Consider the following 15,926-nt stretch of genomic DNA (forward strand, 5'->3'; position numbering starts at 1 on the left):
TAAGTCTAAGTTATGCCATTTCAAACTTTAAATGCCAAACCACATCAAGTTAACTAAGTTACTTTAGTGCAGCTGCACTAGTAGGATATTTGATTTTGATGGCATATAATAAAGTGACTAAAATAACCAGTTTACTCAAAATTTCCTACTATTCCAGTGAAATGAGACGTTTTATAGGGGCGAACATTGCTAATTTTTCGATATTTGACTGCAGAAGTTTTAAAATCGCAGGTCGCCGTTTTCCTTACTCTAATGACGATTTTTCTCTCTCAAAAATTTGTCAAAATTTTAGCCGAAGCCTCAGGCGGAGGAATTCCAGGAAAACTCGTATTGTCGTTTTTAGCGCTTAATTTACCTAAGTTAGCTGTATATATTCTGCCATTGAGTGTGTTTTTAGGCATTATACTGGCGTATAGCCGGATATACGCAGACAGTGAAATGACGGTGTTAAAGGCGTGCGGTGTGAGCGAGTGGTATGTTGTTCGTGTTACGCTTATTTCGAGTTTCTTTGTTGCATTAATTGCCGCGACGGTGAGTTTGTACGTGGCGCCATGGGCGGGCGAGAAACAAAACCAATTACGTGAACAAGCAAATGCAGAGTCCGGTCTAACACAATTGCGAGCGGGGCGTTTTCAGCAAACAGGAAACGAAAAAGCAGTGGTGTTTATTCACAATACCAGTGAGCAGGGCTCTGTTTTAAATAAAGTTTTTGTAGCTCAGTTGCCAGAAAAAGAGTCCAATAATGCGGCTCGAATTGTCTATGCACAACAAGGTGAAGTCGCTGAAGGGGAATCTGGAGAGCAACAACTGATATTGAAAGATGGCAAACGCTATGAAACGGATGGATTTAGTCAAGCGTTAAACAAGACTGAATTCGGCAGTTATCAAGTTCAGATCCAAGAGCAAGAAATTGAACGCCGAAGACGTGAACTAGAGGACCTACCTTCTAGCCGTTTGTTGGAGCTTAATACACCAGAGGCAATTGCACAATTTCAGTTGCGTATCGCTACGCCTATTTCTATTTTGCTTTTAACTTTATTAGCGGTGCCGCTCAGTGTTGTGAACCCGCGCCAAGGCAAGTTTGCTAAGCTGGTGCCTGCAATTGGTATTTATTTAGGATATTTTATTTTACTCAATGCTGGTAAATATTTAGTGGCAGAGGGCAAGATCCCGCCATCAGTTGGGTTATGGTGGATCCATCTATCCATTTTATTCATCGGGACTTATCTCATCGTCAAAGGCAGGCCTTTTGGGGTTTGGCTTAGATCTATGTTGAGAAAGAGGGAGGCAGTCGCATGATGAAAATGCTTGATTGGTATTTAGGTCGAAGTATTTTGCAAACTACGAGTTTCGCATTATTAGTATTTGTCGGCATAAATACACTTATTAAGTTCATCGAGCAGCTTCGCTCAGTCGGTCGAGGCACTTATGAAGTGTCTGATGCACTATTATTCACTCTGTATAGTGTGCCAAGTGACATCGTGGTGTTTTTCCCTATGGCTGCCTTGATAGGCGGTTTGACGGGTCTGGGGGCATTGGCCTCAAGTAGTGAGCTAGTGGTGATGCAAGCTGCGGGTATGTCGCGCCTACAAATTATTGGGTCGGTGATGAAAACCGCGACCATATTAGCAATATGTATGATGGCTCTCGGAGAGTGGGGGGCGCCGGAAGCAGAGCGTACCGCTAAACAGTTAAGAAATCAGGCAATTTATGGTGGAGAAGTCTACGATGCACAGAAGGGGCTATGGGCAAAAGATGGAAATAACTTTATCAATATAGCCAATGTTGAGAAGTCAGGTGAACTGACCAATATCAATATTTATCATTTTTCTGATGACTTAAACTTAGAAAAAATTACCAGAGCACAGTCTGCAGTCACCTCTGAACAAGGGTGGATGCTTAAAGCGGTAGAAGAAGTGCAAATTAGTGACGAACAAGTTAGCACCTACTATGCGCAAACAAAGCTTTATGGTTCTCAGCTTACGATTGATAGGCTAGGGGTTGCTTCATTTGAACCTGAGTCTTTGTCATTTTCAGGCTTATTATCGTACTTAAAATACCTTGAACAAAACGAACAAGATACCAGTAATTACGAACTAGCGTTATGGCGAAAAGTGATGCAACCAGTCACGATTGCGGTGATGTTGTTGGTTGCCTTGTCATTTATTTTTGGACCATTACGTTCAGTGAGTATGGGGGCAAGAATTATAATGGGCGTGGTAACTGGCTTGATCTTCCATTTGAGTAATGAAGTATTTGGCCCAATTGTCATGGTGTATCAAATTTCGCCGTTTGTTGGCGCAGTCATGCCGAGCATTATTTTTACACTCGTGGCGATGTATTTTTTACAGCGAAGACAATAGAAAGGCGCCAATGGCGCCTTTTTTATGTATCAATCTAAACTATCGTAGACTCTTTTGTTTTCTTCTTTACTGAGCACGAGTACTTCAGTCCCGCTTAGTAAGTCTTGTAATGCACGCTTGTGCTTTATATCAAAGAGCACAAGTACGTTTCCTAAGCCTAATAAAGCTGTTAGGCTTCTTAGAATAGCTTGAGGCCAGGTTAGCAATTTACCATCAGGGTTTTGCACTTTCAGTCGCCAAGCTCTCATGCCAATTGTTTGGCCGCTTTTTGTCCAAAAATAAGAAAAGAAAGAGACTGACACAATAACAAGCAATACTGAACGGCTGTAATATAAAGCGGGTGTTGTTTGAATAAGGGCAGACACATCTTCATGTCCTTCTAATGAATACCAGCCTAGAGATAACATGCCTTGAACTAGACCCAAAAAAACTACGGTTGTGAGCATTGCAAAAGCGATAACAACGAGCGCATCATATATTAACGATGCCACTCTTCTATTAAACCCAGCACGAGGAAAAGTTGACATTTAAAAACCTATCTAAAATCGTATCGCGATATTTTACACTTAATATAGACACTTATAGATAAAACCTCGATATTTTATGATTTTGGTCAAATACAAAGCACTTGAACATATTTATTAAAGAAATTGCTTGCGGGGCTGTCACATATTTGTATAATGCAGGGCATAGAGACGAGGGCAAATAAAAAAAGCCTAAGCTCAAAGTGGTTTTTCTTTATCTTCTCAAAGCTAGAAGATTAAAGAAAAATGATGCCAGTGTGATGGAATTGGTAGACATGACGGATTCAAAATCCGTTGCCTTCGGGCGTGGCGGTTCAAGTCCGCCCACTGGTACCACTTTTTATAGCCTCAGAGTTTTCTGAGGCTTTTTTATTTGTATTTCAAAAAAATACACTTCACTTTTTTACCTTCATACCCAGCATACAAACAGTTTCCTGCAGTTTTAAAGTTCAGACTTAAAATTACTCTTGTAGCTTGATTGGTGCCTTATAAACACTCAACAGATAACTTTTTTCTTTAGGGGAAAGTTTAAGGCCTTCTAGGATCTCCATATCGATTTTCACAGGTTCATCGTGTTTAATCATGTAAATAATAGAATCAGCAAGGCGTACTTTATTCCGCGTAGACATTTGGACATAAGTTGTATATATGACAGCAGGTACTATGAGTATTAATAATACGAATAGGGCTATGAAAATTTCCATTTTATTTCTCGCAGGCAGAAGTCAAAAACAATGATGTCAATTGTTGGCATAAAATAGTTCATAAAAAGATATTATGACTTTGAAATGTTCTCTTTCGCAGAAAAGTTTAATAAATACCATAATAATTTTCTTCGACTAAACTTTAGTTGGGGCAAAATTCAGTATGGGGCAGTTTGTGCAGTTAAGGCAGTCACTTTTACTTTTCAAAACAGCAGCAGTAGGATCAGCCATTGTGATCATTATTGCAAGTTGGTTTCTTTACGTTCAATTACAACAAACAAGGCAGTTAAATGATCACCTGTTTCAATTACAAACACAAATTCAGCGTTTGTTAGACCAAGAAGAACGGTTTCTTATCGAACGTCAAAGAGATAGCCTCGCTTCTATTGAGGATGATAGATTCTCTTACCGAGAAAGTTATAGTGTGCTGCTCAGTATGTTAGTTGCCCAGCAACGAGATCTTGACTTGCTGTTTAAGCTAGATGAAGAAGTAAAACGTTTTACACTTAAATATGAGCAGCTAGCTTCAATGCAAGCTCTGCTGGGGTATGATAAAGAAGAAGGTGTTTATGGCAATTTTAGGCGTCAAGCACATGCGCTGCAAGATATTGCCAAGCAAACATCATATCCGCAATTGGAAATACTTTTGTTGGAGTTACGGCGTCGAGAAAAGGATTTTTTGTTGCGACTAGATCCTAATTATTTATTGATACATCAAGATCTACTAGCTCGAACAGAGCAGCTTATTACTACCCAGTTTCCCGACAAGTCGCAGGACTTGATGTCTATACTAAATCAGTATCAACAAGGGTTTAAGACTTATATTAGTGTGTTACAGAAGCAAGGGCTAGATCACAGCCAAGGCGTAAGAGCTGAATTGCATCAGTTAAAGCTCTCAATCAGAAGCCACTTCGAAGTTGTATCAAAACAACTGTTTAATGAAGACCTGACTGAGAAGCAAAACTTAATCCTCACGTGTCTTGTGATCATTGTCCTGATCAGCTGTTTTAGCCTGCTGTTGTTGTATATTCTTAATACCCGCATTTCTGACCATATTATTTCTATCAGCCGTGTACTCAAAAACGTTGCACAGCATGAGGACTTTTCGATCCGCGTTAATATTGAGGGAGAAGACGAAATTGCTCAAATAGCCCATCATTTGGATAGTCTACTGGCATTTATAGAAACGTTGCTAGAACGTCTCAGTGCTGCTCAACAAAGATTGATTGAAGAGGCGAAAATGGCCAGTTTAGGCAATATGGTCAGCGGTTTTGCCCATGAACTTAATACGCCGTTGGGTGTGGCAATTACTAGCCAATCTCACCTGAAAGAGCAAGTTGAAGTACTTAAAAAGGACTTGGAATCAGGACAGCTGCAAAAGCATGCATTAACGAACTTGATAGCAGAGGCCGAGTCTGCACTGTCTCTATTAGAAAACAATTTACTGCGGACAGCCTCGCTGATCGATGATTTTAAAAAAGTGTCGGTACAGCAAGAATATGATGAGATACAAGAGTTCAATCTTAAGGCCCTTGTGAGTGGCGTACTTGATTGTTATCAGCATGAGTTAAGCACGCCTGATTATCATATGGAGATAGAAATTCCAGAGCAGTTAATGCTAAAAAGTTACCCGAATGTATTTGTTCAGGTTTTTACCTACAGTCTCAGTAACTGTATTCAGCATGCAAAAAGAGAGGGTCAATTACTTAACATTGTTATTTCTGCTTTGGTCGTGAACGATTATATACACCTCTATATTAAAGATGATGGTAAAGGCATAGATAAAGAGTTATTGCCGATTATTTTTGAACCATTTATAACAACACAAAGAAATCAAGGTGGTATTGGGTTAGGTCTAAGCATTATTTATAACTTAGTGACACAAAAACTTGGCGGGGAAGTGAAAATACAAAGCCCCGCGCATGGCGGGGCTTGTTTGCATATTATTTTAGCTAATTCGCCTTTTCGATTAGCGGGTGATTAGCCTTTTTTACTCACTACCCACTGATCAACAAATTGCTCAAGTACGTTAAGTGGAACAGGTCCATTTTTAAGTACAACATCGTGGAATTCGCGGATATCGAACTTATCACCCAGTTCTTTTTTCGCGGCTTCACGCAGTTCAACAATTTTGATCATACCGATTTTGTATGCTGTCGCTTGGCTTGGCATAACAATATGTCTTTCAACCATCTTCACGGCATCAGACTTAGCATTTGGCGTGTTGTTTACATAGTAATCAATACCTTCTTGGCGCGTCCACTTCATTGCGTGGATACCAGTATCAACAACTAAACGACATGCACGCCATAGTTCCATCGCTAGACGGCCAAAATCTGAATATGGGTCTTCATATAAGCCCATTTCTTTTGGTACTAGCTCAGAGTAAAGTCCCCAGCCTTCAGTGTAAGCGGTATAACGACCAAACTTACGGAACTTAGGCATGTTCTCAAGTTCTTGAGCAATTGCAATCTGCATGTGGTGACCAGGTACACCTTCGTGGTAAGCCAAAGCTTCCATTTGGTATGTTGGCATCGCTTCCATATCATACAGGTTTGCGTAGTAAATACCTGGGCGAGAGCCATCAGGTGTAGGTTGCTGATAAAACGCTTTACCAGCAGCTTTTTCACGGAATGCCTCTACACGCTTAACAATCATGTCTGCTTTTGGTTTTACAATGAAAAGTTCATCAAGGCGAGACTTCATGTTATCGATCATTGCTGTAGCATCGGCAAGGTATTTTGCTTTACCTTCTTCAGTATTCGGCAGATAGAATTGCTTATCTGTTCTCATAAACTCCATAAATGCTTTAAGGTCACCTTTGAAACCAACCTTTTCTTTGATTTCACGCATTTCGTCATGGATACGAGCGACTTCTTCTAAACCAATTTTATGGATCTCAGCAGCAGAAAGTTTCGTTGTTGTAGTACGCTCCAATGCCACATTGAAGAACTTTTCACCTTCAGGGAACTTCCATACGCCATCTCTATCGTCTGCACGCTTTTCAAGCTTGTGTAAATAGCTGATCAGTTTGCTATAAGCTGGTTTGACGGCAGAGGTCAAAGCGTTGTTCGCTTGCGTAATTAACGCGTCTTTTTCGCTTTGAGCAATCTCTAATTTTGCGACTTTTCTTTTGAAGTCAGCTAACAATGTAGAGTCATCACCTGCAGCGAATGGCGCGCCTTTGATGATGTTTTTGCTTGAATCGATAACATGAGGAAATACAAATTTAGGTGCGATAATACCTGCATCAGCGCGTTTGCCTAAATCTTCAATGAGTTGATCGAATACAATCGGTACACCATTTAAACGCGCAATATAAGCTTTCGCATCTTTCACATCAGCGATCTGGTGTTGGTTAATCAAAAATGCAGGGATCATCGAGTGAGTGCCAAACATTTGATTTACAGGGTAAGAGTAGCGACGCCATTTAAAGTCTTCGATTTCTTCTTCTAAACCTTGCTTAAATAGGTCATAACTTACTTGAGTTTGCAGGTCCAACTTACTTCTGTCGATGGCATTAATAGCAGCAAGGTCTTGTTTAGTTAGCTCTAGATCTTCTAGTTGACGTGCCTCAGAGCCGTCATCCCATTTATCATAGTCTTTTTTAATACCTAGGTAGGTTTGGTAGATAGGACTACGCATTACACCGCGATTAAATGACTCTTCAAATAACGCATTTGCTTTTTCTACTTCACTTTGAACAACTTGTTGCACAGGAGTAACTGGTTTTGGTTGCTCAGCTGTTTGCTGACAGCCTGCCAGTAACGTTGCTGATATTGCAGCAGCGATGATGGTAAGTTTACGCATGTTTTACCCTTTTTTCTTTTTAAATCTTGTAGACATCATTAGCCTAACTGAAGATAAACCTCAGTGTAGGCCATTATATGTTAAGCGGCGAGCGACAGCTAGAATAAGCGTTAATGCAAACTTTATAGCTACGTAATGTCCGTACTACATGTCACCTAAATTTAGACAAACAATTCTAACAGGTCATTTAAGTACCTGTGACCTTTATTTGTTACAAACCATGAATCACCTTGCATTTCTAATAACCCTAAGCGAATTGCGTGGTTCAATTGTTGTTCTATTTCAGCTTCTTGCAGCCCTGTGTACGCAGTAAAATTAGACTTAGGTGTTGGCTCTAATAGGCGGAAAGTATTCATAAAAAACTCAAAGGGCCTATCTTCTGGTGCGACATGCCAGCTGTCATACAAGTAAGGCTTAGTGAGGTCCATATAACCCCTTGGATGCTTAACTTTGACAGTACGTAAAATCTGATTTTGCTCTGGTAGCGTAATTTTACCGTGTGCGCCGCAGCCAATTCCTAGATAGTCACCAAAGCGCCAGTAATTCAAATTGTGTTTGCAACGATAATTGGGTTTGGCATAGCCGGATATTTCGTATTGCTGATAGCCATGCTCTGCTAATAAAGTTTGACCAGCTTCTTGTATCGCCCAAAGGGTTTCATCCTCAGGTAATTTGGGAGGCCTAGACGCAAACTGGGTATTAGGCTCAATGGTCAGTTGATACCAAGAGATATGTGGTGGATTTAATTCAATGACTCGTCGCAAATCACTTAATGCATCGTCAATAGTCTGATTTGGTAGACCGTGCATCAAATCCATATTAAAACTATTCAAACCTGCACTGTGTGCCTCTGCTGCTGCATTTAAGGCTTCTTGCTCGCCATGAATGCGCCCTAGCGCTTTGAGTTTATCACTTTGCAGGCTTTGTACCCCGATTGAGATGCGGTTAATACCGGCTTGTACATAGTGTTTGAAACGATCGCTTTCAACGGTACCTGGATTGGCTTCTAACGTAATTTCAATATCATCTTCAAAACCAATCAATGCTTCGATTTGTTCTAGCAAGTGCACATATGCATCACCTGAAAGTAAGCTAGGTGTACCGCCACCAACAAAGATACTGTGCAACTTTCTACCTTGTACAAGATGTAAATCTGCTTTGAGGTCGTCAAGAAGGTGACCAATATATTCTTGCTCAGGGATAGTGCCTTTTTGGCTGTGGCTATTGAAATCGCAATATGGACATTTTTGCACGCACCAAGGCACGTGCACATATAAACTTAATGGAGGGAGATTCACAGGGTACTCTTAAAGTGGGTCATTAATTGTTGCAGTGCTTTCCCTCTATGACTGATGGCGTTCTTTTCTTCCTTTGTTAGCTCTGCGGCCATTTTTTGTAAACTCTCGACCCAGAATACAGGATCATAACCAAAACCACCGTCACCATGCTGCAAGTTGGCGATAGTGCCTTCCCAGCTCGCTTGGCAGATCACGGGGGTTGGGTCTTCAGCATGGCGCATATATACCAATACACACCAGAATCGAGCAGTGCGATTGTCATTACTTGCCATAGCGTCGAGTAATTTATCAATATTTTGCTGATCGCTTGCGCCGACTCCAGCAAAACGAGCTGAATAAACACCTGGTGCGCCATTGAGTGCGTCAACCTCTAAACCTGAGTCATCGGCGATGGCTGGTAGCCCAGTTTCTTTGGCTGCATGGCGGGCTTTAATGATGGCATTTTCCACAAAAGTAGTGCCGGTTTCTGCCACATCTGACACCTCAAACTGACTTTGAGGTAATACTTCTATTTGCATAGACTCAAGCATACCGCCGAGTTCTTTTACTTTGCCTTGATTGCCTGTGGCCAGCACGATTTGTTTTGTCATATTTTTTAATCTACGTAGAACTTTTGTTGAAACTTTAAGGTTTGATGTTCATTGCCTTGTCGAATACTGAGCTCAAAGCGATAAACATCTTCATTGTAATAATCAAGTTGAGTGAGGTAATAAATGGCGTCACCCTCGATGACCTGCTTAAAAGTAAGCGGTTTTTTATTTCCCAATAAGTTCTTAGCAAATCCAGAAATTTGCACTTGTTGTGCCGTTTTTGCTTTATCTGTGGCTAGAACAGAAATGTTGATTAATGCTTTATTTTCATTGCGCACAACACCATATGCTTTGGCGACACTGGGTTGGATAAAGGTGGATGGAAAGGCAATGTAATGCACTTCCCAATTACCTAACCTCTTGAATTGGCCCCCAGACTCTGTGCCTTGAGTATGGCCAGTGAAGGAAATCACTAAAAGTAAAACTGCTAAAAGATATACTCGCATAGTACCTCACTCACATATGCTTAATGCATAAAATCCATGACCAAACGTTGTAAGAACATCATGCCAAACAGCACCACCATGATAGATAAGTCTAGCCCACCTAGAGGAGGAATGATTTTTCTTACTGGGCGTAATAGTGGTTCTGTTAATTGCTCAAATACAGCGGCTGCAGGGTTATACCCTTGTACTACCCAACTTAAAAGGGCGCGGATAATCAAAATCCAAAAAACCAAACTAAATGCTTCTTTTAGTAAGGTTAACAATCCTCCAAGCGCTGCTGTTGCTGGGTCCCAGTAACCACTGAACACCAACATTAATACAGATAGCTTGGCACCTGCGACGATAAATGCAAGGACCAAAGAAGCCACATCAATGCCTGCAAAGCCTGGGATAATTTTACGTAGAGGATTCACTGCAAATGAGGTTGCTTTCACCACAGCTTGACTCACTGGGTTGTAAAAGTCGACGCGTGCCCATTGCATCCAAAAACGCAGTAGCACGACCATTAAAAACAGGTTAAAAACGGTTTCAATTAAAAAATGCATTGCACTCATGTAGAGGGTCCTTAAATTTGTGTTTCCATTTCTTCAGCACGGGCAATACAAGCATCCATCGCGCTTGCCACGGTTTGAGGAAGTTGATCGGCTTTCATTGACTCAATGGCTGCATGAGTGGTACCTCCTTTAGAAGTAACGTTTGCACGCAACTGCTCGAGGCTCACTTCTGGTTGTGTGACTGCCATTTGAGCGGCGCCAAGTGCAGTTTGCTGAACCAGTTGTCTCGCTTGTTGCTCATCAAATCCTAACTGGCGGGCTTTTTCCTCAATCGCCTGCATAAACAGGAAAAAATAGGCAGGAGAAGAGCCTGTCACGGCAATTATGTCATTGATCTGATTTTCTTCTTTGAGCCAAGTCGTGATACCGGTGGCGCTAAAAATCGTGTCAACGAATGCTTTTTCCTGGTCATCAATATCTTGGCTGAAGAGTCCGGATACACCAAGGCCGACCAGTGATGGAGTATTTGGCATACAGCGAACGAGTTTGGTGTCACATTGCAGCATGTCTTTTAAACGTGAAATAGTAATACCCGCTGCAACTGAAATGATTACTTTATCGCGCAAATCAAGATTTGCTGACTTGAAAGAGTCACACAATGCTTCCATCATCTGCGGTTTTACCGAAAGCACCACAACGTCAGCACGCGCAATGGCATCTAGGTTGTCACTGGTTGTTTGCACTGCAAAGTCGCTTGCAACTTTATCTAGTTTTGCTTGGTTGCGATTAGTTGCAATAATATTTTGGGCACTGAATCCATTTTTTAGCATACCGCCAATGATGGCATAGCTCATGTTTCCTGTGCCGATAAATGCAATTGTTTTGTTAGACATATTCTGTGTTTGGCCTTTATTGTCTTTTTCCAAAAATATCAGTACCAATTCTTACCATATTGGCACCAGCTGCGATGGCTGGTTCTAAGTCACCACTCATACCCATAGAAAGTGTATCGATATTAGGATATTGGGTCTTTAGTTTATCAAAGCAATCTTTCATTTGCTGAAAATATTGTAGTTGCAGGGTTTCGTCATCGGTTTGAGCGGTGATAGTCATCAAACCTCTTAAAGTTAGCTGCTTTGAACTCTCTATAAATTCAGCGAGATCAGCCAGCTCTTCTACCATACAGCCTGATTTTTTTTCATCACCGCTGATGTTTACCTGTATTAATATATTTAACGGCTTTAAGTTGGTTGGACGCTGTTCACTTAAGCGCCTAGCAATCTTTATCCTGTCAACACTTTGCACCCAGCTGAAGTGCTCAGCAATGTGCCGAGATTTGTTTGATTGAATGGGCCCGATAAAATGCCAGTCAATATCGCGATAGTGTTGGAAATGTATTACTTTGTCGACGGCTTCTTGAACATAAGACTCACCAAATAAGCGCTGCCCAGCATCATAAGCTTGTTGGATTAGTTCAATGGGTTTTGTTTTAGATACAGCTAAGAGCTGAACAGGATCAGAAATCTGATTATTTTGCTCTGCTTTTGTGATGCGATCGTAGGCGTTATTTAGCCGTTCTGCTATTGTAACCATATTATTATTTGCTCGTAGTGGAGTCATAGATGGATATTACTGAATTATTAGCCTTTAGTGTGCAACATAAAGCGTCGGATCTACACCTTTCTTCGGAAGTCTCTCCGATGATACGCGTGGATGGTGACGTACGTCGCATAAATATTCCCGCTTTAGAAGCGAAAGACGTAAATAGCTTAATTTACGATATTATGAATGATAACCAGCGCAAGGACTATGAGCAAAATCTTGAGGTGGATTTTTCGTTCGAAGTACCAAATTTAGCTCGATTTCGTGTCAATGCCTTCAATACCAGCCGAGGTCCTGCAGCAGTCTTCCGTACCATTCCAAGTCAGGTATTAACGCTAGATGACTTAGGAGCGCCGGATATTTTTAAGAAAATCGCTGATAACCCGCGTGGACTCGTGTTGGTGACAGGTCCTACGGGATCAGGCAAGTCGACTACACTTGCTGCCATGGTGGATTACATCAACAGTTGTAAACACCACCATATTCTGACTATCGAAGACCCGATTGAATTTGTGCATCAAAATCAGTTGAGCTTAATTAACCAACGTGAAGTTCACAGAGATACGCATAGCTTTAATGCGGCACTGCGCAGCGCGTTGCGTGAAGACCCTGATGTTATCTTAGTTGGTGAGTTGCGTGATTTAGAGACCATTCGTTTAGCAATGACCGCAGCAGAAACAGGCCATCTTGTGTTTGGCACACTCCATACCACGTCGGCACCTAAAACCATTGACCGTATTATCGATGTATTCCCTGGTGAAGAGAAAGACATGGTTCGTTCTATGCTGTCTGAGTCCTTGCAAGCGGTTATTTCTCAAACTTTAATTAAGAAAGTGGGCGGGGGACGAGTCGCTGCTCATGAGATCATGCTCGGTGTGCCGGCAATTCGTAACTTAATTCGTGAAGATAAAATTGCGCAAATGTATTCAGCGATTCAAACAGGAGCATTGCACGGCATGCAAACGATGGATCAGTGTTTGATGAATATGGTTAATCACGGTCTGATCACGACGCAAGATGCGCACGCGAAAGCGCATGATAAAAACCAGTTTGGTGCGGCAGGGTTTTAACGTATGGCTTTAATAGATTATTTACAGTTGATGGTAGACAAAGAGGCTTCGGACTTGTTTGTCTCATCTGGGTTGGCAGTCAGTGCAAAAATTGATGGTGAGTTGCGTGCACTTGATGAGGAGGTATTAGACAGCGATGGTGCTTTAGCTATGGTTGAGTCTGCCATGTCAGAGACTCAAAGGCAGCAGTTCCATGCTGAAAAAGAATGTAATTTTGCCGTTGCCAACGATGCGGGTCGTTTTCGTGTGTCCGCCTTTTGGCAGCGAGATTGCGCCGGTATGGTCATTCGACGTATCGTGACGGATATACCAGATGTGAATCAGCTCGGCCTGCCTTCGGTATTGACTGATGTGATCATGTCTAAGCGCGGCTTGGTTTTATTTGTCGGTGGTACGGGCACGGGTAAATCGACCTCTTTAGCTGCATTGTTAGGTTATCGCAACCGAAATCAACGGGGTCATATTCTAACCATCGAAGACCCTATTGAATTTGTGCATGAACATCGCAAAAGTATTATTACACAGCGTGAAGTGGGGCTTGATACCGAAAGCTTTGAGGCCGCTTTAAAAAGCTCTTTGCGTCAAGCACCGGACGTAATTTTGATTGGTGAAATTCGTTCACAAGAAACGATGGAGTATGCACTGAGCTTTGCTGAAACGGGTCACTTATGTGTTGCCACTTTGCATGCCAACAATGCTAACCAAGCTATTGACCGTATTATGCACCTCGTTCCAAAAGAAAAGCATGATAAATTAAAATACGACTTGGCGCTGAATTTGAGAGCGATTGTTGCTCAGCAATTGGTACCGACTTCCAAAGGGGAGGGCAGGGTTGCGGCCATAGAAATCTTGTTAAACTCTCCTATGGTTGCTGAATTAATCAAAAAAGGAGACATTGGCTCAATTAAGGAAACCATGTCTAAGTCCAAAGAGATGGGCATGCAGACTTTCGACCAAGCGCTGTTTGAGTTGTATAAAGCACAGCGGATAAATTATGCTGATGCGCTACATCATGCTGATTCGCCGAATGATTTACGCTTGATGATCAAGCTGCAAAATAACGAGCAAAAAGGTGCAGGGTTTTTGCAAGGGGTTACCATTGATGGCCTGGACAGCAAGAAAAACTAAGCTGCTGGGCTTTATCATTTGTTATTATTTGAGCCTAGCTAATATAGGCTGGGCTCAATCAGACTACGTGGATATCTACATCAGAGATGATGTGTATATGAATTACACGGCATTATTGTCTGGGCGTTCACCACTTGAGGTTGATAATTTTGGTGGGCAGTTTGTGCGTCGAGATGTCATTGATATGGTGCTGTTACATCAAGCGCTTCTTTTGGGTGGCTTTAACAAGCCATTTCGTTACCGCCCCGGTAATGTTAATTTCCGAGATTCCAACTTACTTGATCAGGGTAAGCAGCTATTGAGCTTTGATACTTATTGGTATGAAGAAGCGCAGCTCAAAGCACATAAATTGTTTGTCAGCGATCCGGTGATCCGCAAAGGCGAATTCTTTGCAGGGATCTACTATGCAAAAGACAATAAACGAATGGAACGCATTCAAACATTATTTGATTTACAGCAGCTTACAGCCGTATCGTCTAGCCGTTGGCCAGTAGATTGGTACACGCTGAGCCGGCTGCCTCTTAAAGAGCTGGTGGATGAGCCTAACTGGTCTTCGCAAGCTCAAATCGTGAATAAACAGTGGGCTGATTTTATGTTGATCCCCTTGATGCCTGTATTAGGAAACGACTTTCAATTGGCGAACATCAATCTAGTGTCTCATCCCAAATGGGTTGTGTTACTTGATAGCAGCCGCCATTTTGTGGTCTCAAAGCTTCATCCTGATGGCGAACGGGCATTTGACGCGCTGCAGAAGGGTCTAAAAAAGCTGCGTAAACAGGGAAGGATCCAAGATGCTTATCGTCAAGCTGGACTACTCCCTGATCTGACTAAATATAAGCAATTAAATGTGTTAGAAGACAAAGAGTAAACTACTCTTCATCCCATAACTGCTCAAAAAAGCTCTCTAAAATAATCACCGCAGACATACCGTCAACGTTATCTTTTGCTAACGAGCGATAACCGCCTTGATCAAACAATCGAGCTTTGGCATCGGTTGTTGTAAGGCGCTCATCTTGTGTTTCAACGGGTAGACGGTAATTATTATGCAAACGATTAGCGAACTTCTTTGCGGAAAAGGTGACCTGTTGATTGGTGCCATCCATATTGAGCGGCAAGCCAACCACTAATAAATCGGGTTTCCATTCGTTAACGTGCTGCTCTATATCAGGCCAGTTAGGAATACCATCTCTTGCTTTTACTGCGCCTAGGCTGGTGGCTGTACCTGTGACTTCTTGGCCAATGGCCATACCAATACTTTTTGTACCAAAATCAAACCCCATTACGGTGCGTTGACCTTTTGGGGTTTTTGGTTTTTTGTTACTCATTCTGTTATGCGTGTCCTGCTTGGTTACTAAGCTGTGCGATATCTATGCCCAGCATACTGACGGCTTTTTCCCATCTTTTTTCTGGTGGCGTGCTGAATATGATTTCCGGATCGGCTTGAATAATAAGCCAAGAGTTCTCTAAGATTTCTTTTTCGAGTTGGCCTTTTTCCCACCCTGAATAACCGAGCGTAATGATAAAAGCATCTGGACTATCATGATAGGTCAGAGATGCAAGTACATCTTTAGAGGTCGTTATCATGATGTCTGAGCTGAGCTCTTTACTTGAGGCGTAGCCTATTTTGGGTGTATGTAACACAAACCCTCTGTCCGTATGCACCGGTCCACCAGCAAAAACTGTTTGCTCGGCAGCACTACTGTCCTTGTCATTATCGATTTCAATTTGATCGAGTAGTTCACCGACAGTGACATCAATGGGGTGATTTACTATTAACCCCATTGCGCCTTCTTCGTTATGTTCACAGATGTAGGTGACGGAGCGTTTGAACATCGGGTCCTGCAAGTTAGGCATTGCGATAAGGAAGTGATTAGCTAATGATTGCATGCGAGACCCC

General features: G+C 41.9%; 16 protein-coding genes and 1 tRNA gene. 7 read left to right on the plus strand and 10 right to left on the minus strand.

The genetic code is table 11. The features are described 5' to 3' along the window. The first annotated feature begins 186 nt into the window (after positions 1-186). Together lptF and lptG are read left to right on the plus strand one after the other, a co-directional pair. On the plus strand, positions 187-1,299 hold the full coding sequence (gene lptF / locus N477_RS10600; RefSeq protein WP_063360773.1) for an LPS export ABC transporter permease LptF: 1,113 nt from the start codon (positions 187-189) through the stop codon (positions 1,297-1,299). Beyond that, on the plus strand, positions 1,296-2,363 hold the full coding sequence (gene lptG, locus N477_RS10605) for an LPS export ABC transporter permease LptG (protein WP_063360772.1): 1,068 nt from the start codon (positions 1,296-1,298) through the stop codon (positions 2,361-2,363). Before lptF ends, lptG begins: the two co-directional genes overlap by 4 nt. Before the next feature lie 29 nt (positions 2,364-2,392). On the opposite strand, the gene N477_RS10610 is transcribed toward lptG, so the two are convergent. After that, complete coding sequence (locus N477_RS10610; RefSeq protein WP_063360771.1) at positions 2,393-2,890, minus strand: RDD family protein; 498 nt, start codon at positions 2,888-2,890, stop codon at positions 2,393-2,395. Positions 2,891-3,138: 248 nt separating this feature from the next. Here N477_RS10610 and N477_RS10615 point away from each other — a divergent pair. Both N477_RS10615 and N477_RS10625 read left to right on the plus strand, forming a co-directional pair. Then, positions 3,139-3,223: transfer RNA gene (locus N477_RS10615), tRNA-Leu, on the plus strand. Positions 3,224-3,766: 543 nt separating this feature from the next. Next, on the plus strand, positions 3,767-5,575 hold the full coding sequence (locus tag N477_RS10625) for a sensor histidine kinase (RefSeq protein WP_063360801.1): 1,809 nt from the start codon (positions 3,767-3,769) through the stop codon (positions 5,573-5,575). Here the strand turns inward: N477_RS10625 and N477_RS10630 are convergent. From N477_RS10630 to N477_RS10660, 7 genes are all read right to left on the minus strand, one after another. After that, positions 5,572-7,401 carry a DUF885 domain-containing protein gene (locus N477_RS10630; protein WP_063360769.1) on the minus strand — a complete coding sequence of 610 codons (1,830 nt, stop codon included), beginning with the start codon at positions 7,399-7,401 and terminating at the stop codon, positions 5,572-5,574. The genes N477_RS10625 and N477_RS10630 overlap by 4 nt on opposite strands. A gap of 161 nt (positions 7,402-7,562) precedes the next feature. After that, positions 7,563-8,699, minus strand: coding sequence for a radical SAM family heme chaperone HemW (gene hemW, locus N477_RS10635; protein ID WP_063360768.1), 1,137 nt, complete (start codon positions 8,697-8,699; stop codon positions 7,563-7,565). Beyond that, positions 8,696-9,289, minus strand: coding sequence for an XTP/dITP diphosphatase (locus tag N477_RS10640; protein ID WP_063360767.1), 594 nt, complete (start codon positions 9,287-9,289; stop codon positions 8,696-8,698). The genes hemW and N477_RS10640 overlap by 4 nt, the downstream gene beginning before the upstream one ends. A 5-nt stretch (positions 9,290-9,294) precedes the next feature. Further along, positions 9,295-9,735, minus strand: a complete 441-nt coding sequence (locus N477_RS10645) for a DUF4426 domain-containing protein (RefSeq protein ID WP_063360766.1) — start codon at positions 9,733-9,735, stop codon at positions 9,295-9,297. Between the two features lie 20 nt (positions 9,736-9,755). Beyond that, positions 9,756-10,289: a YggT family protein gene (locus N477_RS10650; protein WP_063360765.1), complete on the minus strand. Its 534-nt coding sequence runs from the start codon at positions 10,287-10,289 to the stop codon at positions 9,756-9,758. 11 nt (positions 10,290-10,300) lie between these two features. Then, positions 10,301-11,122, minus strand: a complete 822-nt coding sequence (gene proC, locus N477_RS10655; protein WP_063360800.1) for a pyrroline-5-carboxylate reductase — start codon at positions 11,120-11,122, stop codon at positions 10,301-10,303. Positions 11,123-11,138: 16 nt separating this feature from the next. Continuing rightward, positions 11,139-11,849 carry a YggS family pyridoxal phosphate-dependent enzyme gene (locus N477_RS10660; RefSeq protein ID WP_063360764.1) on the minus strand — a complete coding sequence of 237 codons (711 nt, stop codon included), beginning with the start codon at positions 11,847-11,849 and terminating at the stop codon, positions 11,139-11,141. A gap of 2 nt (positions 11,850-11,851) precedes the next feature. Here N477_RS10660 and N477_RS10665 point away from each other — a divergent pair, with 2 nt between their 5' ends. From N477_RS10665 to N477_RS10675, 3 genes are read left to right on the plus strand one after another with little or no spacing between them, the layout of a single operon-like run. Next, the gene (locus N477_RS10665; RefSeq protein ID WP_063360763.1) at positions 11,852-12,901 is read left to right on the plus strand and encodes a type IV pilus twitching motility protein PilT; all 1,050 of its coding nucleotides are present in this window, start codon (positions 11,852-11,854) and stop codon (positions 12,899-12,901) included. Positions 12,902-12,904: 3 nt separating this feature from the next. Further along, positions 12,905-14,029 (plus strand): PilT/PilU family type 4a pilus ATPase, encoded by a 1,125-nt coding sequence (locus N477_RS10670; RefSeq protein ID WP_063360762.1) that lies wholly within the window; start codon positions 12,905-12,907, stop codon positions 14,027-14,029. Further along, complete coding sequence (locus tag N477_RS10675; protein WP_063360761.1) at positions 14,004-14,897, plus strand: hypothetical protein; 894 nt, start codon at positions 14,004-14,006, stop codon at positions 14,895-14,897. The genes N477_RS10670 and N477_RS10675 overlap by 26 nt, the downstream gene beginning before the upstream one ends. A gap of 1 nt (position 14,898) precedes the next feature. On the opposite strand, the gene ruvX is transcribed toward N477_RS10675, so the two are convergent. Together ruvX and N477_RS10685 are read right to left on the minus strand one after the other, a co-directional pair. Beyond that, positions 14,899-15,354 (minus strand): Holliday junction resolvase RuvX, encoded by a 456-nt coding sequence (ruvX, locus tag N477_RS10680; protein WP_063360760.1) that lies wholly within the window; start codon positions 15,352-15,354, stop codon positions 14,899-14,901. 4 nt (positions 15,355-15,358) lie between these two features. Further along, on the minus strand, positions 15,359-15,916 hold the full coding sequence (locus N477_RS10685; protein ID WP_063360759.1) for a YqgE/AlgH family protein: 558 nt from the start codon (positions 15,914-15,916) through the stop codon (positions 15,359-15,361). Positions 15,917-15,926 lie beyond the last annotated feature (10 nt).

This window comes from Pseudoalteromonas luteoviolacea H33-S, assembly GCF_001625695.1.
GTDB lineage: Bacteria > Pseudomonadota > Gammaproteobacteria > Enterobacterales > Alteromonadaceae > Pseudoalteromonas > Pseudoalteromonas luteoviolacea_B.